Source organism: Pontibacter sp. YIM B11418, assembly GCF_059278805.1.
In genome coordinates, this window is record NZ_JCAEMH010000002.1 from 36,017 (window position 1) to 58,483 (window position 22,467).

Here is a 22,467-nt window from a genome sequence, read left to right on the forward strand (position 1 = left end):
CCCCTCATGCTGAAAAAATAGCGGAGTGGATATATGGGAATCCGTACCTTTGCGCTTCACGTACCCATGCCTATGGCTTCTTTTGATCAACTGGGACTCTCCCCTGCGCTGTTGGAGCGCCTCGCTGAGCTAGATTTTCACACCCCTACTCCTATTCAGCTTGCCGCTATACCTCCACTTCTCAAAGGGCAGGATATAGCCGGACAAGCGGAGACGGGCAGCGGAAAAACGGCTGCCTTTGGTTTGCCGCTTCTACAACAGATTGACACAAACAAACAGGTTATACAGGCGCTGGTGCTGGTACCTACACGCGAACTCGCTGTGCAGGTACGTCACGAACTGAAGCAGCTCGCACAGAAGATCGACAACCTCAAGATCAGCGCTTTTTACGGCGGACACTCTTTTTCGCAGGAACGGGCATCGCTGGCTTTTCCGCCGCAGGTGCTCGTAGGCACACCTGGACGTTTAACCGATCACCTTTACCGTCAGACCGTTGACTTTGGTCAGGTGCGCATGCTTGTGTTAGACGAAGCTGACAAGCTACTCGAAATGGGATTTGCCGATGAAATTGACCAGATTCTGGAGGCTATACCTAAAAAGCGGCAGGCTGTGCTCTTCTCAGCCACTATGCCCGACGAAGTGAAGCAGCTGATCTCTGATTCGCTTAAAAATCCGCAGTTTGTACAGGTATCCCCCAACGCTATACCTGACCAGGTGCGACTGACAGGTATAAAAGTGGCGCAACCAGATAAGCAGCAAGCCTTGATCCATCTTTTGCAAAGCATCAACCCTGCCGGAACGGTCGTGTTCTGCAATACCCGTGGCGCCTCCGACGATGTGGCGGCGATGCTGGCCAAGCACGGCTTTGGGGCCCGCTCCCTGCACGGCGGTATGGAACAGCAGGACCGCGACAAAGCCATGACACTCTTCCGCAACGGCACCACGCAGGTGCTGGTCGCAACCGACCTGGCTGCCCGCGGACTAGATATTGCTGCACTCAAAAACATCATCCATTACGAATTGCCAGACGACGAAGCCGCCTACCTGCACCGAAGCGGACGCACCGGTCGTGCCGGACGAGGCGGCGAGGTTTATACCTTCGCCACAACACGCGACGAGCAAAAATTACGTGATTGGGGACTGGTACGAATGGATGAATGGCTGAATACCGCTGAACTGGCTGCACGTGTTGAGAAAGCTGAACCTGAATCTACAGAAGCCTTTGCTACACTCCACATTAGTGCCGGCCGGAAAGACAAACTGAGTCCCCGCGATATAGTGGGTGCCCTGATCGCAGCAGCTGGATTGAAAGCCGACCAGATCGGTCGCATTGAAGTGCAGGACAAAGCCAGCTATGTGGCTATACCTGCAGATAGGGCTCAGGAGATTGTGGAGGCGCTAACGACTGGCAAGATCAAGGGCAGGAAGTTTAGAGTTGGATTGGTGAAGTAAGGAAGATTGTCGGGAAATATCGTAGCTCAATTCTGTCAAATTAAGAGTTTTTGTCATTTCGATCTTTGGGAGAAATCTGAAGCCTAACAGGAATCTCGAAATAATTCAGCTCGCTCAATTCTTTCGAGATGATAGAAGAGTCCATTATTCTAAAAGTTAATGGCATTAGGTCATAAACCTTCCGAATCATGACCGGTATACCTGAAATGAAAAGAGTACTTACTGAAATATCAGCAAGTCCTCTTATAAATCTCTACCACCCTGCCTAGCGCTGGTTCTTTGTTTCTTTGGCAGCTTCAGCCTTGGGCGCATCCTTTTTGGCACAGCACGACGCTGTAGATTTGCCGTCTGCTTTGGTTGTGGCGGAAGCTTCCATCATATGGCAGGACCCGGCTTTCTCGCCTTTTTTGGATTTTTTGGTTTTGCCATCTTTGCCGGCATGTTCCATCTTGCATTTGCCGCCTTCGCAGGCGAGGGCTGGTGTAGCCATCCCGGCACCAACAAATCCTACTAGTGCTAGAGCTAAAACGAGTTTCTTCATAACAGTGAGTCAATCAATAAGGTTAACAGCATACTAAACTTAAACTGTGCAGTAAATATACACCTCCAACCGAATTGACAAAATGATTCCCATCACTTTTTAAGCTCTTTCGCCACAAAACCAGCTATTTACCTACTTGTATTTACCGTTTGGCGCGAAATTTTCCCTGACACTGACTATGTTGAGTGACCTTGTGCTTTTGCCCTTACTCCTTCTCTGTTTCTAGAGGTTAAACAAAAAATAATTTGTGCCTAATCCAATAAGGATGGCCATATTTGCGTGATAGATTAAAGCATTTCCCTTATTTATGATGATGAAGAAACTACTGGCTATTTGTATTTGCTGCTTTTGGTTTGTGGGCGCGCAGGCACAGGAACAAACAACACCGCAGGAAGACAAACTCAGCCGTCTGATGGGCGAGCGTGAACAGCTTATTCTGGAGTACCAGTATTACAGCGGGCAAAACAGCAATTTCTGGGGCAAGCAATCCAAAAAAGACCTTCTCAACATCATCGATACCCTCAAAGAGATCATCCGCAAAGATTCTGAGCTGATCTCGGCTGTGAAAGAGGCCAGTGTGCGTAGAATTGCCGAAAGCACTGTGGAGAGCCAGCGGGCAGGCAAAATGATCCAACAGGATGAGCGCCTGATCAACAACCAGATCACCGACCTGAAAGGGCAGATCAGCACGCTCGAGAGTCAGGCCAAGAAACGCGAGCGTGTTATTCTGGACCTGAAAGAGCAATTGAAAGCAACCGACGAGGTACGTTATGGTAAAGACCGTGTAATCGCTATTCTGGGTGGTGCTGCACTCCTCTTTTTCCTCTACGCAGTCTTCCTGCAGGTTAGGTTGAGCACTAAGAAGGCGCCTAAAAAACGTAAGAAGGCCTAAAGTCGTATAGCTGCCACAGGTATAAGAAACAGCCTGTTACAGCGGAATTATTTGGTTCACGCTTTTTGTTATAAAACGATACCTTTTCAGGTATAGAAGAACAAGACAAAAGCTACGGAAAAGGCTGGCGCTTCGTACCCAGCCTTTCTTTTTTAGATAAGCATGATCGATATTTTTGAAGAACTGCGGCAGGTACAGGACCTGCTGAAAATTGAACAGGAAGAAGACCGGCAGCAGTACAAACTGAAGGCACTGAAAAGCTCCATTACGGAGCGCAAACAAATGGGCCTTTGCTGGTATCCGGTCGTTATCTCTAAAGAAGAGATCGGTTTCGGCAACAAGGTGGTGATTGAACTGGAGCGAACCTCCGACCGTGATCAGCTACACCTTTTCCAGCCCGGTAAAACAGCCTCCCTTTTTACGAACAGCGGCGAGAAAGCCAGCCTGAGTGGCGTGGTGCTGGGCGTCAAGCGCAACAAGGTTATCCTGGCTACCAATAAAGAAGACCTTCCTGATTGGGTGGATGCCGGTCGTTTGGGCATCGAGCTGACTTTTGATGAGATCAGCTATCGTGAAATGGAGATTGCCATGAAGAAGGTGCAGGAAGCCAAGGGCACCCGACTGGCAGAGCTCCGCGACATCATGTTAGGTATAAAGCCCGCCACTTTCTCAGATGAGAAGCTGGAAGAAATACAGGTGCTGAACGAATCGCAAAACGAAGCCGTGCAGAAAATTGCGCAGGCCAAAGATGTGGCTATCATTCACGGACCTCCGGGTACAGGCAAGACTACCACGCTGGTGCAGGCCATCCTCCATACCCTGAAATCGCAGAAGCGCCTGCTGGTGACTGCTCCTTCCAATACAGCCGTTGACCTTTTGACCGAGAAGCTCGCTAACGAAGGTGTAAACGTGATCCGCATTGGCAATCCGTCTCGTGTGTCGGATGTGCTGCTGGAGCATACCCTGGATGCGCAGGTGATGGCGCACCGGGCTTATAAGGACCTCAAAAATCTGCGGAAGACGGCCGAGGAGTATAAGCGCATGGCCTACCAGTTCAAACGCAAGTTCGGACACCAGGAGCGCGCGCAGCGGCAGCTTTACAAAAACGAAAACCAACGCCTGCTCGAGGAAGCCGACAATGTGGAGCACTACATCACCGACGATTTGCTGGACAACGTGCAGGTCATCACCTGTACCCTGGTGGGTGCGGCCAACAAAGCCATCCGTCACCTCACCTACGACACTGTATTCATTGACGAGGCGGCACAGGCTCTGGAGCCGGCCTGCTGGATTCCGATCAGCCGCACCAACCATGTCGTGCTGGCCGGTGACCACTGCCAGTTGCCTCCTACTATCAAGTCGCTGGATGCGGATAAAGGTGGACTGAGCGTGACCCTTTTTGAGAAGTGCATCAACCGACAGCCAGAGGTATCAGTGATGCTGAAGACGCAGTACCGCATGCACCACCACATCATGCAGTTTTCCAACCAGCAGTTTTACGGAGGTGAACTTGTGGCACACGAAAGCGTGCACAGTGCCGAGCTGCACGGGTATAGCCCGATCTTCGCGCCTGACATGGCCGTGGAGTTCATCGACACAGCAGGTTGCGGGTATAACGAAGCGGAGATGCCCGACACCATGAGTTCTGCCAACCCAGAAGAGGGGGACCTTTTGATCAACCACCTATCGAATCTGTTGAAGGATTACGACGAGGAGGCTGAAGTAGCTCCGCTGAAGATTGGGGTAATTGCGCCTTACCGCGCCCAGATCAATTACCTACAGGACAAAGTGGAGCATACGCCCCGTCTGCATGACTTGCACCAGAAACGCCAGTTGAGCATTGGCACAGTGGACAGCTTTCAGGGGCAGGAGCGCGATATCATTTGCATGAGCCTGGTGCGCAGCAACGAGCGGGGCGAAATCGGCTTTCTGGCGGACGAAAGACGCATGAACGTGGGCATGACCCGCGCCCGCCGCAAGCTGATCATTGTAGGCGATAGCGCTACGCTTTCAACGAACCCGTTTTTCGCTGCCTTGATCGCTTATGTCGAAAGCATCGGAGCCTATAAAAGTGCCTGGGAGTTAACTGAGAGCCTTCCTTAGCGTAGGTATAAGTTTATATTTTAATTTATTCATCGTCAGAAGGTAAAGCATGTTAAGCCACAGGGGTTATGCTTCTCCGGTAAATCTTTTTACCTTTCTGATACAAAACCAAAACACAACATAATGAAAATTGAAAAAAACAGAGTGGTGACGCTTACTTACGAGCTTCATATTCAGAGCGAAGGCGGTCAGCAAACCCTCGTTGAAACTGCTAATACAGAAAATCCAATGGTGTTCATATACGGCTTGAGCGGCCTGCCAGACAAGTTCGAAGAAAACCTGGCTGACAAGAGCGCTGGTGACAGTTTCGAATTTAAGCTGGACTCAGAAGCGGGTTACGGTGAGTTCGACCAAAACGCCGTGGTAGAGTTGCCGATGAGCGTTTTTGAAGTAGAAGGTGGCATTCCAGAGAACATGCTGGAAGTAGGTAACTTCATTCCGATGGCGGACAGCGAGGGCAACCAGCTGCAGGGCCGTGTAGCCGAAGTAAAAGAAAACGCCATTCTGATGGATTTTAACCATCCGCTGGCCGGCAAAGAGCTTTACTTCAAAGGCAGAGTAGAAAAAGTGCGCGAAGCAACTACTGAGGAGTTGGACCATGGACACGTACACGGCGAAGGCGGTGTGCACCACCATTAATCCTATTTGACAAAGGTTTTTTTGACAAAGGACTATTGGACATGGGACTTTGTCAAAAGCTTAATTGCTAAACACAAAAAAAGAGCCGCAGGTATAGCGGCTCTTTATCGTTTTATAGGTATAGCAGGAACAACCTTGAAGTAAATAAACTGAACTCTGGTCTTATACCTTCCTAAGTAGATTCAAGCTCTTCCGGAAAGTCCTTTGCCCTCTGTCACAAAATCCTTCGTCAAAAAAATCAGCTTAACTCAGGCAGCACCTCTTTCACATAGGCGATCAGTTCTGGGAAAAAGAGCGAAAAATCTGCATCATATAAGGTATAGTTTTCCAGCAACTCCTCTCCTGCCCTTTCCATACCTGACTCAAAGGAAGTGCGACGGCTCAGTCCGCCGAGGGCCTGCGCTATACCTGATACCTCGGCATACGAAAGAAGCCAGTTCTGTCGCATCATGTAAGGGAAAAAGTACTGTACCCGCTCCGGTAAATTTGGCAATTGCTGGTTGATTAAGGTATAGACGCGCGAGGTATAAGCTTCTAAAGGTTCAGCAGAAAATTCAGCAAATCGCCTGGCCAGAAAATGGTCAAAGTACAGGTCGGCCACAACCGGAGCGTATTTGCGGAAGTGCGGGCGCAGGCGTGCTTTGGTCTCACTGACAACCGGGTGCGTGTCGGTATACGTGTCTATCAAACGGTGAAGCCGGATGCCACGGGCTATACCTTCCGGATATAGCTCCAGCTGTTTTCCCTTCACTGCATCCGCAATAAAATTGCCTATCAGCAGCGCTTCATCGTCGCCGGAGAGAAAGATATGGGCCAGGTAGTTCAAATCAGTTCAGCTTGCTTACGTATTTGTTTAAACATCTTGCTTGATGCATGGTTGTAAAGGAAGTTGAGCAAAGGCTAACAAACTCTTTGTCGAAAGCACCCGTACTCAAGTACAAATCCAATTTACAACATATCACTATGAATAACGAACGAAAAGAGAATCTGAATAAGCTGATAGACCTGATCAAGGACATTGATTTTACTATGATGACGACCGTTGATGACGATGGAAGTCTGAGAAGCCGCCCCATGAGCACCCAAAAAATAAGCGAGGACGGGGTGATGTGGTTTTTTACAGGTTATGAATCAGGAAAATCGCATGAAATCAAAAACGATTCGCATGTAAACCTGGGTTACTCCAAGCCATCCGACAATTCATTTGTATCAGTATCCGGAAGAGCTACTCTTTCAAAAGACAGAGCCAAAATTGAGGAGCTCTGGTCACCGGAACTGAAAGCCTGGTTCCCGGGCGGAAAAGATGATCCGAATGTAGGCCTTATCCGGGTAGACATCGAAAAAGCTGAATACTGGGATTCCCCCAATAGTGCTGTCACCCACCTGATCGGTTTCGTGAAGGCAACTTTGTCTGGCGAAAGCTACGATCCGGGCGAGAATAAGAAGATCAACTTATAGGCATAGCGCCAAGTTAAAATAAAGGAAACACCTGCCAAACATTTCCGTTAGGCAGGTGTTTTTGATTTATTCCTTTTGTAGATTGCATTTGTACTTACCATTTAATACCGAACCCCTTGCGACGAGTTACACCACAGTCTGATCGACTTACCACCCTGACGCTTTTCGGTTTTCGGAAAGGCCATATCCGTTGGGGTTTGGCCCAAATGGGCACTAAAGGAGCCGAACTGAATCAAATTCCTGGTTTACTATTTCACAAATTGCTTGGCAGCGGCCAAGGCAAAGGCTTCAGCATAAAGCCTAACTTCAGAAGGTATGGACTGATGTGCACTTGGGAAAGTGAAGAGGCAGCCGACGAATTTCTGGAGCGTTCCGAGTTAATACTGGAGTACCGCCTGCATGCCTCCGAGATCTGGACCGTGAAATTGCTACCGACACAGGCGCACGGACTCTGGGACGGGGTACAGCCCTTTACTCCGCAACTGTCAGAAAAACAGCACGATGGTCCGGTTGCGGTGCTCACCCGGGCTTCTATTAACTGGCGGGCCTTGCCACAGTTCTGGCGCTTTACACCTAAAGTGAGCAAGTCATTGGATGAAGCAAAAGGGCTTATTTGTTCTATCGGGCTGGGTGAGATTCCGCTTATCCGGCAGGCTACGTTCAGTGTGTGGGAGTCGATGGAAGCCATGAAAGCCTATGCCTACCAAAGCGCACTACATAAAGAGGTGATCAAACGAACACGCGCTGAGAAGTGGTATAGCGAAGAGCTTTTTGCCCGTTTTATACCTGTCGAAACCCAAGGCTTGTGGAACGGGGCTGACCCACTAGCCAAAGTAATCAGCAATACCTTAAGTTAAGTCTATTTTCTGGACCGGTTCAGGATATCCTCCATCAGATCAATCTGAATTTCCTGAATTTCAAGCAATCGCTGGTTTTGGTGCACAATCAGGTGGTCGATCTTCTCATGCAGCAGGCGTATCTCCAACTCCGCTTTCAGGTTTACTTTGTAGTCATACTCAGAGCGCTGCCGGTCTTTTGCCTCTTTGCGGTTCTGACTCATCATGATGATGGGCGCCTGAATGGCCGCCAGACAAGACAGGATCAGGTTGAGTAATATAAAGGGGTACGGGTCAAAAGAGCGTGTGGCAAGCAGGTATACGTTCACCAGCATCCAGACCAGAATGAACCCGAAAAATGCCATAATGAAGGTCCAGCTACCACCAAACGTCGCAATGCGATCGGCCATCCTGTCTCCAACCGATAGATTTTCCCGTAGCTCCTCCTCAATGTTGTTTGATAAGAGTTCGTTTTCCTGAATGCTGTCGAGTACCTCCTTTTCAAGATCTGAAATCTCACCGAGTTCTTTTTCCAGCATTTGCTCCATGTACTTTTTACGGTACAAGTTCAGATTGCCTATCGCCACATACGACCCGTCGGTAAAGTCCGGGTAGTCGGCCTGAATCAGCTGAAATATCGGCCGCCGGATGGTGGCTCCTAGTGCCAGTTGATTTAAGGGCAGATGCCTTTTGGTGAGGTGACAGACGGCGGTTTTCATGGCCTGCTTGCTTTGAGCGCTTCTTCCAGCTTGGCTTTCATGGCATCGTACAGGCGGTAGCCACGGCTCAACAGACTCAGGTTGTGGCCAACTAGCAGGTATACGCTCGGGAAAGCATTGGCCTGCAGATGGCGCGCGATCAGGAAATCCTGTTGGGTCTTCTCTTTCATTTCATCGGAGTGAAACTTCTCCAGGAAAGTATCTTCTGCTATACCCAGTCCCAGCGCGATCTCAGCCAGCACCTCGGCTTTGGTCACATCGTTGTTGCGGGCATAAAAAGCGCGCTGCACTTCCTCGGCCATCTCCAGTTCTTTTTCCGGCTGCAGGTAGCGCATGGTTACCACGGCGCGGCAAGCGGGTTCTGTGTCGTAAACAAAACTGTCGCGCTCAAAAAAATCAAAATCGAAAGGCTGTCCGGTGGCCTTCCCCACTTCCTGCCAGTGTTGCTGCAACGCCGCTTTCATCTCGTCGCCCATTGGCTCCGTCGTGCCCGGACGCAAACCGCCGAGCACCAGCTTGAATTTCAGCTTGCCTTCCTGTTCTTTATTGAGCTGATGCAGCACCGGTGCAAATCCATAGCACCACGAACACATCGGGTCCATTACATAAATCAGGTGCGGCACATCCAGCAGATCGTATTTTTCCATGTCATTCAGATTGTCTTCAGGTTGCAAAGGTACTTTTTTGATTGTTAAATGGCTAAATTGTTAAATGGTAGAATTGTTAGATAGCTAATTGTTTGGATAGTGTGCAAGCGTTCTGATTTTTGATAATTCGTATTTCTGTAAACTGATAACATCTTCGCCATTACAATTCGAACCATCAATCCAAGGTATACCTGTTAGCTCTTTACTACCTGTTTAAACAGCCAGGAAGTTGCCCTAAGCCTATACCTGTCGCATAACCAGCAACCCCTAACTATTCAGCAATTCAACAATAAACAATTCAACCATTTAACAATTTAGCCAATTAACGTATCTTAGCAGCTTGTTTTGATCAAGCGAATACACGAGAAACTATGTCAGAGTATAATTTCAATCAGATTGAGAAAAAGTGGCAGCGCTACTGGGAAGAGAATCAGACGTTTAAAGCCACCGAAAACACCGACAAACCGAAGTACTATGTGCTGGATATGTTCCCCTACCCTTCTGGTGCGGGTCTGCACGTAGGGCACCCACTCGGCTACATCGCCTCTGACATTGTGAGCCGCTACAAACGCGCCAAAGGATTTAACGTGCTGCACCCCATGGGCTTCGACGCCTTTGGTCTGCCAGCCGAGCAATACGCCATCCAGACCGGTCAGCACCCGGCCATTACGACTGAGGAGAACATTGGCCGTTACATCGAACAGCTGAAGAATATTGGCTTCTCTTACGAGTGGGAGCGCGAAGTTCGCACCTCTGATCCGAGCTATTACAAATGGACGCAGTGGATCTTCATGCAGCTCTTCAACAGCTACTATAACTATACGGCTTACAAAGCTGAGTCCATCGATAAGCTGATCGCATCGTTCGAAGCAAATGGAAACGCAGGTATACAAGCCGCTTGCGACGAAGACACCCCGGCCTTCACAGCCGAAGAATGGAACGCCATGCACGGGCAGGAGAAAGCTCACATACTCCTGAAGTACAGACTTACCTACGTAGCCGATGCTGTAGTGAACTGGTGCCCTGCCCTGGGCACGGTGCTGGCCAACGACGAAGTAGTGGGCGGCGTATCGGAGCGCGGAGGTTACCCGGTAGAGCGCAAACTGATGCGCCAGTGGATGATGCGCATCACCGCTTACGCCGAGCGCCTGTTGCAAGGGCTGGAAGGTATAGACTGGCCGGAACCGGTGAAAGAAATGCAACGCAACTGGATCGGTAAGTCCGTAGGTGCCGAGCTGGACTTCGCCATAGAGGGAGGTGTTTCCGAGAAGATCAAGGTATTCACGACCCGTATCGATACGATCTACGGTGCCACCTTTGTAGTACTGGCGCCGGAGCATGAACTGGTAAACGAAATCACCACGGATGCACAGCGTGCTGAGGTGGAGGCCTACGTTAACGTAGCCAAAAACCGTTCAGAGCGCGAGCGTATGACGGACGTGAAAACCGTTAGCGGTGTGTTTACCGGAGCCTATGCCATCAACCCGATCTCTGAAGAGCGTGTGCCGATCTGGATCGCAGACTACGTGCTGGCTGGTTATGGAACAGGTGCCGTAATGGCCGTTCCAGGGCACGACTCGCGCGACTATGCCTTCGCTAAACATTTTAAATTGCCGATCAGGGAAGTTGTAGCCGGTGGCAATCTGGAAGAAGAAGCCTATGCTGCTAAAGAAGGAAAGATCATCAACTCCGGTTTCCTGGACGGGCTGGATGTGAAAGAAGCCATTTCCGCAGGTATAGCCAAAGCTGAAGAACTGGGCGTAGGCAAAGGCCGCACACAGTACCGCATGCGCGATGCGGTGTTCAGCAGACAGCGCTACTGGGGTGAGCCGGTGCCCGTTTACTTTAAGGACGGTATACCGCACTTGCTGGACGAAAGCGAGCTGCCACTGGAGTTACCAAAGATCGACGCCTACCTGCCAACCGAGACAGGCGAGCCACCACTTGGCCGCGCTGTTGATTGGAAATATAAGGACCAGTATGAGTATGAACTGAGCACTATGCCTGGTTGGGCCGGCTCGAGCTGGTACTGGTACCGCTACATGGACCCGCAAAACGACCAGGTCTTCGCCGACAAGGCCAAAGTCGAATACTGGCGAAATGTGGACCTCTACATGGGTGGTGCCGAGCATGCTACTGGTCACCTCCTCTACTCCCGTTTCTGGAACAAATTCATGTTCGATCTGGGGTTGGTAGTAGAACAGGAGCCGTTCAAAAAGCTGATCAACCAGGGTATGATACAGGGTCGGTCAAATTTTGTGTACCGTGTAAAGGACAGCAACACGTACGTATCCTACGGCCTGCGCAAACAATACGACACAACGCCACTGCATGTGGATGTGAACATCGTGGAGAATGATGAGATGGACCTGGAGGCCTTCAAAGCCTGGAGACCGGAGAATGCCAATGCGGAGTTTGTGCTCGAAGAGGGTAAATACATCTGTGGAGTAGAGATCGAGAAGATGTCGAAGTCGAAGTATAACGTGGTGAACCCGGATATACTGGTGGAGCGCAACGGGGCTGACACCCTGCGTATGTACGAGATGTTCCTGGGTCCGCTGGAGCAGTTCAAGCCCTGGAATACACATGGCATGGACGGTGTGACCAAGTTCCTGAAGCGCTTCTGGAAACTTTTCCATGACAATGCTGGCAACTTTTCAGTGTCAGACGACGAACCAACCGCGGCAGAGTTAAAATCGCTACACAAAACCGTGAAGAAGGTAGAGGAAGACATTGAGCGCTTCTCGTTCAATACCTCCGTTGCCACGTTCATGATTTGCGTAAATGAGTTAACGCCCCTCAAGACAAATAAACGGGCCATTCTGGAGCCATTGACTATTGCCCTGGCCCCTTACGCCCCGCACATCGCGGAGGAGCTTTGGGAAAAGTTGGGTCATAGCGAAAGTATCACGTTCGCTCCGTTCCCGGCCTGGGATGAAAAGCATTTGGTAGAGAATACGTTCGAGTACCCGGTATCCGTGAACGGCAAGACTCGCGGAAAGTTGGCCTTTGCCATTGATGCACCACGTGAAGAGATGGAGCAGGCGGTGCTGGCGGATGAGCAGATTGTAAAGTTTTTGGAAGGAAAAACACCAAAGAAAGTGATTATCGTCCCTAACAAAATCATCAACGTGGTGGTATAAGGAGTTCCATCTTACCACTAACTTTTCCAAAAGCCGCTAAGACCCCAAATCTGGCGGCTTTTGGTTTTTAGTAGCAAAAAAAAGGATAGCCTGTTGAGCTATCCTTGTCATGTGGTGAGATGTTCTTTCACACAACTTCATTCAGCTGAAGAGCGGCGGAAAGACGTACCTCTGCGCTAGAGATCGACTCCCGTGCTTTAGCCAGCAGGCTGGACAGTGTGGTTGCCTCTTCCTCGGTTAGTCCCTGCAGCAGGTTGTCTAGCTTATACAGGTTATTTCCGATATGATCCAACAGCCTGAATCCTTTATCGGAGATTACGATGTTCACCAGACGCTTATCAGTGCTGTTACGCTCTACTTCCACCAGTCCTTTGGTTTTGAGGCGGCCAACCAGTCTGGAAGTGTCTGACATCTTGTCGAGCATATTATTGCGCAATACCGAAGTGGAAACTGGCTTAGGATAGTGCTCGCGTAAGATTCGAAGAATGTTGTATTGCTGGCCTGTTACTTCATGCTTTCTAAAAAACTCTTCGTAACTGTTAAGCAGCAAACTGTTTGTTAGGATAATGTGTAGACTGGCATGTTGCCATTCGTTTCTGTAGGCAAAAACGCCTACTCCTTGTTGAGAGTGCATAGTGAGATTTAGGGTGAATAGTTGCGAAAATGATCTTAATATACATATAAACTTTTGTATATGTTACAATCTTCACATCAACTATTTTACACTAAAATCTTCATTTAAATTCTTTCAGAGACTTTTTCAGACAAAACACTCAAAAACAGGCAGCAAAGTGCATCTTATGTTATAATCCAATGCCGGTTTATGCGGGATTCACATTTTTTGAGGCAGATACTGGAGCAATAAAAATTATTGTTGTAACGATATTTCCAGACTTTATTATCTAGGCAGGCTTCTGCGCTCTAGGTAATTTGGCCACGACCAAGGTATAAGACTGGTCGATCAAGGACTTGATAATCTCCAGCGCCAAGCCTGATTCAGGGAGTACCGTGTTCCAGTGTTTCTTATTCATATGGTAGCCGGGCAGGATCTGGCTATACTGCTCCCGCAAAAGAACGGCCTGCTCCGGATCACATTTCAAGGCTATACCTTTCTCATACTCAGACAGGCTACAAAGAGCAAACATTTTACCGCTTACTTTAAATACAAGCGTGTCCTGGTCAAAAGGCATCTCTTCGGTGGTTCCCGGTTTTGCCAGACAGTAATCCCTTAAGTCTTCGATGTTCACGACGGAAAGCTGATTACCAGTGCTTGATCACGAAGTAAACCATGGCCGCCAAAAACATCAGAATAGAGATCTTGTTGATGGTATGCATGGCCCGGAGGTTGAAATTAGTCTTCCGGTTCGGGTCTTTTTTGCGAAAGAAGTAGGTAGCCACCTCTGTAAAATCAAATAATCCTTTCATTGTGCGGTAATTAATATTTTAAAAACATGGCGGGCTACTATACCTATAACCACTTACATTACTTTAAATCAATCTGTTGACCTGTATGGTAGCATTAGCTATACCACTACGCTTCCAACTGCACAGGTTCAATCCACTTCTCATCCTCCCGGATCAACTCGATCAATTCATCTACCGCCCTGTCGGCAGGTACAGATTTCTTGACAACAGTTTGTCCGCGATACAGCGCAATCTTGTCTTTCCCGACACCAACGTAGCCATAGTCCGCGTCGGCCATCTCACCCGGACCGTTCACAATGCAGCCCATAATGCCAATCTTCACGCCTTTCAGGTGATCGGTTCTTTTGCGGATCATGGCAGTGGTTTCCTGCAAATCGAATAAGGTACGGCCGCAGCTTGGGCAACTGATGTACTCGGTTTTGCTCATTCGGGTGCGCGCAGCCTGCAAGATGCCGAAGCTCAGGTTATTAAGTTTCTCAATTGTGCTCAACCAAGCGCCTTTCTCTTGTGCTGGCAATAGTTCTGTGCCCAGCATGATGCCATCCCCGAGTCCATCGATCAGCAAACCACCAACATCTGTGGAAGCGTAGAGCTGTACTTCATCCGTCGTTAAGGCACCGTAGGAACGCTTGATGATGGCTGGCGTGTTAACACCGTTATTCATCAGGCGGAAGAAACATTTGCGCATTTCCGGCATGGCGTGCTCATTAGAGGTATAAAGTACCAGCACAGCCGTTTGGTCAGTTTTCAACCGCTCCATCAAATCATCAGAAATACCATTGACGTCAGTTTCTATGAAATTGAGCTTCGGATGAAGTTGAGCAGCCTCCAGGTATTGCTTCACCGTGAGCAAAGGATGCAGATGCTCCTGATCATCCACCAATTGCCAAGGTACATAATTGATGATCTCTTTCAGACCGTTCGGCAGCATGAAGTTGATCGGATGATCGCCGGTATAGATGAAGTCGGCTCCCAGATCGTTCATGTTGAATTTGTCGAGCAGCATAGAATACAAATGCCCGACACTTTTTAAGTCGGCATATTGTATATCGCGCAACTGGCTCAGGTCTGCCAGTACACGCGGCACGTTTTGTCCGCCTACATTGTCAACCTCCCCAGTAGCGCGACGGTGATATTGAAACGGATCGATGGGAATGTTGCAGAGTGGCTTGATTGGGTTAGCTTTTTTAGCCCGGTAGGTATAGCGGTCGATGAGTGCTTTGGCCACCGGTGCCTCCGCTTCCGGCGCTTCTGTCAGGGACACACGAACGGTATCGCCCAGGCCGTCTTCCAGCAAGGTGCCTATACCTACGGCCGACTTAATGCGGCCATCTTCGGCCTCACCAGCTTCTGTTACGCCCAGGTGCAGTGGGTAAGGCTTCAGTCCCTCCTCTTCCAGCTTCTGCACCAGCAGACGGTAGGCCTGCACCATCACCTGCGTGTTAGAGGCTTTCATCGAGATGACGATGTTATAATACTGCTCGTCTTCGCAGATGCGCAAAAACTCCAGTGCGCTCTCCACCATTCCCAGCGGGGTGTCGCCGTAGCGACTCAGGATGCGGTCGGAAAGAGAGCCATGGTTTGTACCGATGCGCATAGCCGTGCCGTGTTCTTTGCAAATGCGCACCAGCGGCACAAAGCGCTCGCGTATGCGGTCCAACTCAGCCTGATAGGTTTGGTCGTTGTACTCAATTACCTCAAACTTCTTCTTATCGGCATAGTTGCCCGGGTTGATGCGCACCTTCTCCACGATACGGGCAGCTACCTCAGCGGCATTTGGTGTAAAGTGTATGTCGGCTACCAGGGGGGTGTTATACCCACGGCGGCGCAACTCGGCTTTGATGTGACGCAGATTTTCGGCCTCCTTGATGCTTGGCGCAGTAATGCGGATGTATTCACAGCCCGCCTCGATCATGCGGATACACTGCTCCACGGAACCCCGTGTGTCCATGGTGTCCACGGTCGTCATGGATTGCACCCGGATTGGGTGATGGGCGCCCATCGGCACCTCGCCAATCTGTACTTCGATAGTTTCTCTGCGTTTATACTCCGTCAGGCTGGGACAATAGATCTTGTTCATATATACATGAGGCCTTCCAGGCCTTCGCTAAAGCTTCGTTCTCTTAACTTATTTCAGACCTGCTTTGTTCAACAGGCATGCAGCGTAAATTTAGCATCATTATTTTAAAGAGAGGTAAGCATCGCAAGTTTTGTGGCAGTTTCGCATAACCTGTCAGTCTCTAACCTCTGTTCAGGTATAGCCGGGTATAGAAATTATCAGTATATTGTTGTATAAAACGCCTAATCTAACGTTTAAGCTATTTATAACAAAGTGCACCCGAACAGGAGAATCAACTTAAGAGGTAAAACAAAATGATACATATGAGTGCCTATATACCTAAAAACGCGGATGTCAAGTTCCGTTCCCTCCTGCATTGGGGCAAACTGCGGCAGGAACAACTAGGTGAAGCCTTCCTGATCACCAAAGATACAGTACTGGGCTTTCTGAAACGACAAATAGAACATGGCAATTGGCGCGGTGTCCTGGAAGTACTGAAAGGGAAGCCGATGACCCGGGCGGGCAGGTATGTATTAGACGAACTACGCAGCAAGGCCGTCAGGAAACTGATCATGCGGATGGGGCTCAGGCCGGTCATTGCTACTGCCCTTGTAATCGTACTTTTGCCTATCATTCTGGCCAAAGTAACAGGTGAAGTCGTCGGCTGGATCAGGAACAGAAACTAAATAAAAAGAGCACCCATTACAGGTGCTCTTTCTCTTGACAAGGTATACGGATTAGCGTCTGAACATCAGCTCGCGGTATTTTACCAGTGGCCAATCCTCGTCGTCCACCATCAGCTCTAATTTATCTACACTCGTACGGATGGCCTCAAAATAAGGCATTACTTCCTCGTTGTAGAAAATCGCCTTCTCGCGTACATTTTCAATCTTATTAGCCACCTTACGATGCTGGATCATATCCACGGCGTTGGTCTGGATCGTTTTGATATGGCGGGATATACGCTTGATCGAGTCTAAGGTGGATTCGGTGAATTCATCTTCCAGCCCCAAGTCCTTCAGGCCGCGAATGTTCTGGATCAGCTTGTTCTGATAGGCAACAGCCGTCGGTATCACGTGGTTGAAGGCAAGGTCGCCCATAACGCGTGACTCGATCTGGATTTTCTTGATATAATCTTCCAGCAGGATCTCGTGGCGGGCGTGTAGCTCTATTCTGGAAAGGATATTGTGGCGCGCAAACAGGTCCTGCACTTCTTCACTGCTGTAAACATCCAATGCACGAGGGGTTGATTTGATATTGGACAAACCACGTTTGGCAGCTTCGTCCTCCCATTCTTTAGAGTAACCATTGCCCTCAAAACGAATCGCTTTCGAAGCTGCCACATACTCGCGCAGCACCTGAATGATGGCCAGCTCCTTCTTCATACCCTTGTTGTCGATCAGATCGTCCACCGCTACCCGGAAGTCGATCAGTTGATCGGCCACGATGGTGTTCAGCACAGTAATAGAGGAAGAACTGTTGGCAGAAGAGCCTACGGCACGGAACTCAAACTTATTTCCTGTGAAGGCAAAAGGCGACGTGCGGTTACGGTCGGTGTTATCGCGGAGGATCTCCGGTATCTTGTCTATACCTAGTTTCAGGTACATATTATCGCCCTTCTCCATCGGAACTTTAGCAGTGCGCTCAAGTTCCTCTAACACTGCTGTCAATTGCTGGCCCACAAATACCGACATGATAGCCGGGGGCGCTTCGTTGGCACCCAGACGGTGGTCGTTGCTGGCAGAGGCGATGCTGGCACGCAGCAGGTCGGCGTGCTTGTGTACGGCCATCACCGTATTCACAAAGAACGTAAGGAACTGCAGGTTTTCTTTTGGCTTTTTGCCAGGCGAAAGCAGGTTCACACCTGTGTCGGTGCTCATCGCCCAGTTATTGTGTTTTCCGCTGCCGTTTACGCCTTTATAAGGCTTTTCGTGAAGTAATACTTTAAACCCATGGCGCTCGGCTACACGATCCATAATGTCCATCAACAGCTGGTTGTGGTCAACGGCCAGGTTGGCGTCTTCAAAGGTTGGGGCACACTCAAACTGGTTTGGTGCCACCTCATTGTGGCGGGTGCGCAATGGTATACCCAACTTCAGGGCCGACTTCTCGAAGTCTACCATGAACGAGTGTACGCGGCTAGGTATAGAACCAAAATAATGGTCTTCGAGCTGCTGGCCTTTGGCCGGCGCATGACCAAACAAGGTACGGCCCGTCATAGCCAGGTCAGGGCGCGCTTCGTACAAGGCGCGGTCCACCAGGAAATATTCCTGCTCTATACCCAGTGTGGTGTTCACTTTCATTACCTCCTTATCGAAATACTGACAAACCGGCACAGCAGCCTGGTTTAGGAGGTTCAAAGATTTTAGCAGTGGGGTTTTGTAGTCCAGCGCCTCACCGGTGTAGGAAACGAAAATTGTAGGGATACACAGTGTGCGGGTGCCATGGTTCTCGATCAGGAAGGCTGGCGAGGACGGGTCCCAGGCAGTGTAACCACGTGCCTCAAAGGTATTGCGTATACCACCACTCGGGAACGAGGAAGCGTCTGGCTCCTGCTGCACCAGGGCACTGCCCTTGAAGCTCTCGATCGGATCGCCCTCACTGGTCAGGTCGAAGAAAGAGTCGTGCTTTTCGGCTGTAGAGCCTGTCAGTGGCTGGAACCAGTGCGTATAGTGTGTGGCACCCTTGCTCATGGCCCAGGTTTTCATGGCAGCAGCCACAGCATCGGCCAAAACACGATCCACTTTTTCACCCGCATCAATGGCAGCGCAAAGTCGTTTGAAATTCTCAGTAGACATAGTGGCACGGAGAGCCGAATAGCCGAGCACGTTTTCTCCGTAATACTCTGAAATTTTACTGGAAGGCAGCACTAGTTCTGCCGGTTTGCGCTGACTTACCAGTTCGAGCGCTTTGAATCGAAGAATTGCCATGGGGAGAAGGAGGTTAGGGTATAAAATCTGAACAAAGGTAAAAACCAGATTAATAAGTTGTATCTGAGAGGGTATGTTTTTTTAGGGGGTCAACCAAGTTTTTTAGCTGAATGTTTCCAGGGCCCCCTATTTAATTCAGGGGTGTTTTTGAAAACATCATCTTAAAAACATAAATAGAGGTATAGGCAGCTACAATATTATCGTCCTGAATTATAATTGAACAAGCTGCGTTTAAGAGAGGACGCATAAATCGTATATTTGCAGCCGTGAAACGAAGCCTTTTATATCAGCCGCTCTATTTTCTATTCTGGGTGCTCTACTTTGTTGCAGCAAGGGCTATATTCCTGCTTTACCATGATAACCGCACACAGGAATTGTCGCAATCTGACCTTTGGACCATTTTCGCAAAGGGATTGCGCCTCGATCTTTCCTTCAGTTCTTATGTGAGTGCCATCCCTTTTCTGGCTATCCTGGCCGCTGCCCTGTTCCCCGGACTGCTGGTGCGTAAGTTTATCCGCTACTATACCTATACTATATTAGTGTTGCTGTCGGTGTTGATGGCCGTAGACCTGGAGCTCTATACTTACTGGGGTTTCCGGCTCGACTCCACTCCCATGCTATACCTGAATACGCCGGGTGAAATGGCGGCATCAGCAGGGGCTGCCCCCATCCTGCTGCTGAGCATCATTGCGCTTGCCACCAGTCTGGTGTTTGCTCTACTTTTTCGTTTCACCTTCGATTATAGGAATTACCACCTTAAGTTTTCGAAGCTGCGGTATGCAGGTATAGCCCTGTTATTCATTGCCTTGCTGATACTGCCCATGCGGGGAGGCTGGCAACAAATTCCGATCAACCAGAGTGTGGTGTATTTCTCTGACAACCCCTATGCGAACCATGCGGGTCTCAACATGCCCTGGAACCTGATGGATACCATGCTGAAGTATAACGAGGAGACGCGCAACCCCTATCAGTACATGGACCATGAGGCCGCCGCTGCAAAAGTGGCGGCACTATATGCCACCACTGCGGACTCTTCTGAGAAAATCCTTCGCGTAGAAAGACCGAATGTGCTCTTTATCATTCTGGAAAGCTATACGGCCAAGTATGTGGAGCATCTGGGCGGATTGCCGGGCGTGACGCCCAATCTGGACAAGCTAGCCGAAGAAGGGATCAGCTTCACCAAACTCTACTCGAGCGGCGACCGCAGCGAAAAAGGTATGGTGGCGCTTTTGAGCGGCTATCCGGTGCAGACCACAACCTCCATCATCAAAAACCCGAAGAAAACGGAGAAACTACCATACCTCAGCCAGGTATTTAAGCAGGCCGGGTATGGCACGTCCTTTTATTATGGAGGTGAACTGGAGTTTGCCAACATCCGCTCATACCTGCAAAACGGTAAGTACGACCGCCTGATCGACAAGCATGATTTTCCGGCCAGCAGCTACAACTCTAAGTGGGGTGCTCATGACCATGTGCTGTTTGAGCGTGTGCTGAAGGACTTAGCCCAGGAAAAAGAACCCTTCTTTAGCACCGTCTATACCTTGAGCAGCCACGAACCTTTCGAGATTCCTATACCAGCCAAATTCAAAGGCGATAAAACAAGCGACAAGTTCAAGAACTCGGTCTACTACACCGATTGGGCGCTGGGCCAGTTCATCGAGCAGGCGCGCCAGCAAGCGTGGTGGGACTCTACTTTAATTGTGCTTGTCGCAGACCACGGCCACCCGTTGCCATACGACGATCCGAATTACCGAAGCACCAAATTCCGCATCCCTTTTATATTAACCGGTGGCGCAGTGGCTACAAAAGGTCAAACGATTTCTACCATTGGCAGTCAGACTGACGTTGCCACTACCCTGCTCTACCAGTTGGGCTTGCCTTATCAGGACTTCAAGTGGAGTCGCAACCTGTTGGCACCAACTACCTATCCTTTTGCGTTTTATGTTTTCCGGGATGGCTTTACGTTCATCACGCCGGGCAAGGTGCTCTCCTTCGACAACGTGTCCGAAAAACCAATCATCAAAGGCAAGGGGGTAACACCCGAGCAGGTTGAGTTGGGAAAAGCCTATATGCAATACTCCTTCGAGGACTTTGTAAGAAAGTAGATGGCAGGTAGCGATATCAGGTATAGGGCGTTAAAAGCGTGCGGCCAGGTATAAGGTATAGTATTGGCTGACAATAGGTTAATTACATCGCGGCGCGTTCACGCTTTGAAAGTTTTAATTCTTATCTTTGCACCCTTATTATGAAAAAGGTAGCATTTTATACACTGGGTTGTAAGCTCAACTACTCTGAAACCAGCACCATCGGTAGAATATTCCAGGAGCGTGGTTTTGAAAAAGTGGAGTTTACCGATACGCCCGATATTTACGTGATTAATACCTGCTCTGTCACCGACAATGCAGATAAGAAATGTCGCAAGATCGTAAAGGAAGCACAGAAGTACTCCCCAAACGCATTCATAACCATTGTGGGCTGCTATGCCCAGCTCAAACCGAAAGAGATCAGCGAGATTCCGGGTGTTGATGCCGTGCTCGGTGCCGCAGAGAAGTTTCAATTGGTAGACATCCTGGAGATCTTCGAAAAGAAAGAACAGCCGCAGGTATACGCCAGCGCTATCAGCGAGGCCAACACCTTTCATAACTCCTACTCCTTCGGCGACCGTACCCGCACCTTCCTGAAAGTGCAGGACGGCTGCGATTACTCATGTACTTTCTGTACCATTCCCCTGGCGCGTGGCAATAGCCGCTCCGACAGCATCGCTAACGTGGTGCGCTCTGCTAATGAAATAGCCGAGTCAGGCGTGAAAGAGATTGTGCTGACAGGCGTGAACACCGGCGACTTTGGTTTGCGGGATGGGGAGCGCGTGGAGTCTTTCTTCGGACTGGTACAGGAACTGGATAAGGTGGAAGGTATAGACCGCTTCAGGATATCCTCTATCGAGCCAAACTTACTCAAGGATGAGATCATTGAATTTGTGAGCCAGAGCAAGCGCTTTATGCCCCACTTCCATATACCGCTACAGTCAGGTTCCAATAAGATACTGAAGCTGATGCGCCGCCGCTACCTGCGCGAATTGTACGCGGACCGTGTCGCTACTATTAAAAACCTGATGCCGCACTGCTGCATTGGTGTGGATGTGATCGTAGGTTTTCCGGGCGAGACAGAAGAAGATTTCCTGGAGACCTATAACTTCATCAATGGGCTTGATGTGAGTTACCTGCACGTGTTCCCTTACTCGGAGCGCGAAAACACCATAGCACCCGATATGCCGGGCAAAGTGAGCATCAAAGACCGCAACCGCCGGGCGGATATGCTACGCATCCTTTCCGAAAAGAAAAAGCGCTATTTCTATGAGCAGAATGTTGGCCGTGAGTTTACAGTGCTGTTTGAGGACGATGTGAAAGATGGCGTTATGGAGGGCTGGACTGAAAACTATGTGCGTGTAGCGGCCAAATACGATCCTGTGCTGGTCAACGAAACAAAGCATGTACGGCTGACCGGTATCAACGAGCAGGGCCTAATGGAGGCCGAAGAAACATATATAGAGGTACTGAAACATTAAAAATTCTGAATTTTTAAAAATTAGCCCTATATTTTCAGTCTGAAACAATCAATAACAG

General features: G+C 49.5%; 19 protein-coding genes. 10 read left to right on the top strand and 9 right to left on the bottom strand.

Annotated elements, in window-relative coordinates:
* Window positions 1-72 precede the first annotated feature (72 nt).
* Entirely contained in the window at window positions 73-1,452 is a 1,380-nt protein-coding gene (locus AC4QZR_RS04480; protein WP_494479815.1) for a DEAD/DEAH box helicase, read from the top strand.
* A gap of 265 nt (window positions 1,453-1,717) precedes the next feature.
* Here AC4QZR_RS04480 and AC4QZR_RS04485 read toward each other — a convergent pair whose 3' ends face one another.
* Complete coding sequence (locus tag AC4QZR_RS04485) at window positions 1,718-1,993, bottom strand: hypothetical protein (RefSeq protein ID WP_494479816.1); 276 nt, start codon at window positions 1,991-1,993, stop codon at window positions 1,718-1,720.
* Between the two features lie 307 nt (window positions 1,994-2,300).
* Here AC4QZR_RS04485 and AC4QZR_RS04490 point away from each other — a divergent pair, with 307 nt between their 5' ends.
* From AC4QZR_RS04490 to AC4QZR_RS04500, 3 genes are all read left to right on the top strand, one after another.
* A complete protein-coding gene (locus AC4QZR_RS04490) occupies window positions 2,301-2,885 on the top strand; it encodes a hypothetical protein (protein ID WP_494479817.1) in 585 nt (194 codons plus the stop codon).
* A gap of 162 nt (window positions 2,886-3,047) precedes the next feature.
* The gene (locus AC4QZR_RS04495; RefSeq protein ID WP_494479818.1) at window positions 3,048-4,988 is read left to right on the top strand and encodes an AAA domain-containing protein; all 1,941 of its coding nucleotides are present in this window, start codon (window positions 3,048-3,050) and stop codon (window positions 4,986-4,988) included.
* Window positions 4,989-5,111: 123 nt separating this feature from the next.
* A complete protein-coding gene (locus AC4QZR_RS04500; RefSeq protein WP_494479819.1) occupies window positions 5,112-5,627 on the top strand; it encodes an FKBP-type peptidyl-prolyl cis-trans isomerase in 516 nt (171 codons plus the stop codon).
* A 238-nt stretch (window positions 5,628-5,865) separates the two neighbouring features.
* Here AC4QZR_RS04500 and AC4QZR_RS04505 read toward each other — a convergent pair whose 3' ends face one another.
* A complete protein-coding gene (locus AC4QZR_RS04505; protein WP_494479820.1) occupies window positions 5,866-6,453 on the bottom strand; it encodes an acyl carrier protein phosphodiesterase in 588 nt (195 codons plus the stop codon).
* A gap of 137 nt (window positions 6,454-6,590) precedes the next feature.
* On the opposite strand from AC4QZR_RS04505, the gene AC4QZR_RS04510 reads away from it, so the two are divergent.
* Window positions 6,591-7,085 carry a pyridoxamine 5'-phosphate oxidase family protein gene (locus AC4QZR_RS04510; protein WP_494479821.1) on the top strand — a complete coding sequence of 165 codons (495 nt, stop codon included), beginning with the start codon at window positions 6,591-6,593 and terminating at the stop codon, window positions 7,083-7,085.
* A gap of 116 nt (window positions 7,086-7,201) precedes the next feature.
* A complete protein-coding gene (locus AC4QZR_RS04515; RefSeq protein ID WP_494479822.1) occupies window positions 7,202-7,942 on the top strand; it encodes a DUF3291 domain-containing protein in 741 nt (246 codons plus the stop codon).
* 2 nt (window positions 7,943-7,944) lie between these two features.
* Here AC4QZR_RS04515 and AC4QZR_RS04520 read toward each other — a convergent pair whose 3' ends face one another.
* On the bottom strand, window positions 7,945-8,640 hold the full coding sequence (locus AC4QZR_RS04520; RefSeq protein ID WP_494479823.1) for a DUF1003 domain-containing protein: 696 nt from the start codon (window positions 8,638-8,640) through the stop codon (window positions 7,945-7,947).
* Window positions 8,637-9,287, bottom strand: a complete 651-nt coding sequence (locus AC4QZR_RS04525; RefSeq protein ID WP_494479824.1) for a DsbA family protein — start codon at window positions 9,285-9,287, stop codon at window positions 8,637-8,639. Before AC4QZR_RS04525 ends, AC4QZR_RS04520 begins: the two co-directional genes overlap by 4 nt.
* 371 nt (window positions 9,288-9,658) lie before the next feature.
* Here AC4QZR_RS04525 and leuS point away from each other — a divergent pair, with 371 nt between their 5' ends.
* Complete coding sequence (gene leuS, locus AC4QZR_RS04530) at window positions 9,659-12,430, top strand: leucine--tRNA ligase (RefSeq protein ID WP_494479825.1); 2,772 nt, start codon at window positions 9,659-9,661, stop codon at window positions 12,428-12,430.
* A 127-nt stretch (window positions 12,431-12,557) separates the two neighbouring features.
* Here the strand turns inward: leuS and AC4QZR_RS04535 are convergent, their stop codons facing one another.
* The 4 genes from AC4QZR_RS04535 to ispG form a co-directional block, all read right to left on the bottom strand.
* Window positions 12,558-13,064, bottom strand: coding sequence for a MarR family winged helix-turn-helix transcriptional regulator (locus AC4QZR_RS04535; RefSeq protein ID WP_494479826.1), 507 nt, complete (start codon window positions 13,062-13,064; stop codon window positions 12,558-12,560).
* Between the two features lie 268 nt (window positions 13,065-13,332).
* Entirely contained in the window at window positions 13,333-13,677 is a 345-nt protein-coding gene (locus AC4QZR_RS04540; protein WP_494479827.1) for an MmcQ/YjbR family DNA-binding protein, read from the bottom strand.
* Window positions 13,678-13,690: 13 nt separating this feature from the next.
* Entirely contained in the window at window positions 13,691-13,855 is a 165-nt protein-coding gene (locus AC4QZR_RS04545) for a DUF6728 family protein (RefSeq protein WP_018477848.1), read from the bottom strand.
* Window positions 13,856-13,961: 106 nt separating this feature from the next.
* Entirely contained in the window at window positions 13,962-15,935 is a 1,974-nt protein-coding gene (gene ispG / locus AC4QZR_RS04550; RefSeq protein ID WP_494479828.1) for a (E)-4-hydroxy-3-methylbut-2-enyl-diphosphate synthase, read from the bottom strand.
* Window positions 15,936-16,228: 293 nt separating this feature from the next.
* Here ispG and AC4QZR_RS04555 point away from each other — a divergent pair, with 293 nt between their 5' ends.
* Window positions 16,229-16,600: a hypothetical protein gene (locus AC4QZR_RS04555; RefSeq protein WP_494479829.1), complete on the top strand. Its 372-nt coding sequence runs from the start codon at window positions 16,229-16,231 to the stop codon at window positions 16,598-16,600.
* Window positions 16,601-16,651: 51 nt separating this feature from the next.
* Here the strand turns inward: AC4QZR_RS04555 and AC4QZR_RS04560 are convergent, their stop codons facing one another.
* Window positions 16,652-18,844 (bottom strand): glutamine synthetase III family protein, encoded by a 2,193-nt coding sequence (locus AC4QZR_RS04560; protein ID WP_494479830.1) that lies wholly within the window; start codon window positions 18,842-18,844, stop codon window positions 16,652-16,654.
* 266 nt (window positions 18,845-19,110) lie between these two features.
* Here AC4QZR_RS04560 and AC4QZR_RS04565 point away from each other — a divergent pair, with 266 nt between their 5' ends.
* Together AC4QZR_RS04565 and mtaB are read left to right on the top strand one after the other, a co-directional pair.
* The gene (locus AC4QZR_RS04565) at window positions 19,111-20,949 is read left to right on the top strand and encodes an LTA synthase family protein (protein WP_494479831.1); all 1,839 of its coding nucleotides are present in this window, start codon (window positions 19,111-19,113) and stop codon (window positions 20,947-20,949) included.
* Between the two features lie 140 nt (window positions 20,950-21,089).
* Complete coding sequence (gene mtaB, locus AC4QZR_RS04570) at window positions 21,090-22,409, top strand: tRNA (N(6)-L-threonylcarbamoyladenosine(37)-C(2))-methylthiotransferase MtaB (RefSeq protein WP_494479832.1); 1,320 nt, start codon at window positions 21,090-21,092, stop codon at window positions 22,407-22,409.
* Window positions 22,410-22,467 lie beyond the last annotated feature (58 nt).

What these genes read in the sequence shown, in the direction of transcription:
- AC4QZR_RS04480 (WP_494479815.1), top strand. Translation starts at nt 73, where the DNA reads ATGGCTTCTTTTGATCAACTGGGACTCTCCCCTGCGCTGTTGGAGCGC.
- AC4QZR_RS04485 (WP_494479816.1), bottom strand. Translation starts at nt 1,993, where the DNA reads ATGAAGAAACTCGTTTTAGCTCTAGCACTAGTAGGATTTGTTGGTGCC.
- AC4QZR_RS04490 (WP_494479817.1), top strand. Translation starts at nt 2,301, where the DNA reads ATGATGATGAAGAAACTACTGGCTATTTGTATTTGCTGCTTTTGGTTT.
- AC4QZR_RS04495 (WP_494479818.1), top strand. Translation starts at nt 3,048, where the DNA reads ATGATCGATATTTTTGAAGAACTGCGGCAGGTACAGGACCTGCTGAAA.
- AC4QZR_RS04500 (WP_494479819.1), top strand. Translation starts at nt 5,112, where the DNA reads ATGAAAATTGAAAAAAACAGAGTGGTGACGCTTACTTACGAGCTTCAT.
- AC4QZR_RS04510 (WP_494479821.1), top strand. Translation starts at nt 6,591, where the DNA reads ATGAATAACGAACGAAAAGAGAATCTGAATAAGCTGATAGACCTGATC.
- AC4QZR_RS04520 (WP_494479823.1), bottom strand. Translation starts at nt 8,640, where the DNA reads ATGAAAACCGCCGTCTGTCACCTCACCAAAAGGCATCTGCCCTTAAAT.
- AC4QZR_RS04525 (WP_494479824.1), bottom strand. Translation starts at nt 9,287, where the DNA reads ATGGAAAAATACGATCTGCTGGATGTGCCGCACCTGATTTATGTAATG.
- leuS (WP_494479825.1), top strand. Translation starts at nt 9,659, where the DNA reads ATGTCAGAGTATAATTTCAATCAGATTGAGAAAAAGTGGCAGCGCTAC.
- AC4QZR_RS04535 (WP_494479826.1), bottom strand. Translation starts at nt 13,064, where the DNA reads ATGCACTCTCAACAAGGAGTAGGCGTTTTTGCCTACAGAAACGAATGG.
- AC4QZR_RS04545 (WP_018477848.1), bottom strand. Translation starts at nt 13,855, where the DNA reads ATGAAAGGATTATTTGATTTTACAGAGGTGGCTACCTACTTCTTTCGC.
- ispG (WP_494479828.1), bottom strand. Translation starts at nt 15,935, where the DNA reads ATGAACAAGATCTATTGTCCCAGCCTGACGGAGTATAAACGCAGAGAA.
- AC4QZR_RS04555 (WP_494479829.1), top strand. Translation starts at nt 16,229, where the DNA reads ATGATACATATGAGTGCCTATATACCTAAAAACGCGGATGTCAAGTTC.
- AC4QZR_RS04560 (WP_494479830.1), bottom strand. Translation starts at nt 18,844, where the DNA reads ATGGCAATTCTTCGATTCAAAGCGCTCGAACTGGTAAGTCAGCGCAAA.
- mtaB (WP_494479832.1), top strand. Translation starts at nt 21,090, where the DNA reads ATGAAAAAGGTAGCATTTTATACACTGGGTTGTAAGCTCAACTACTCT.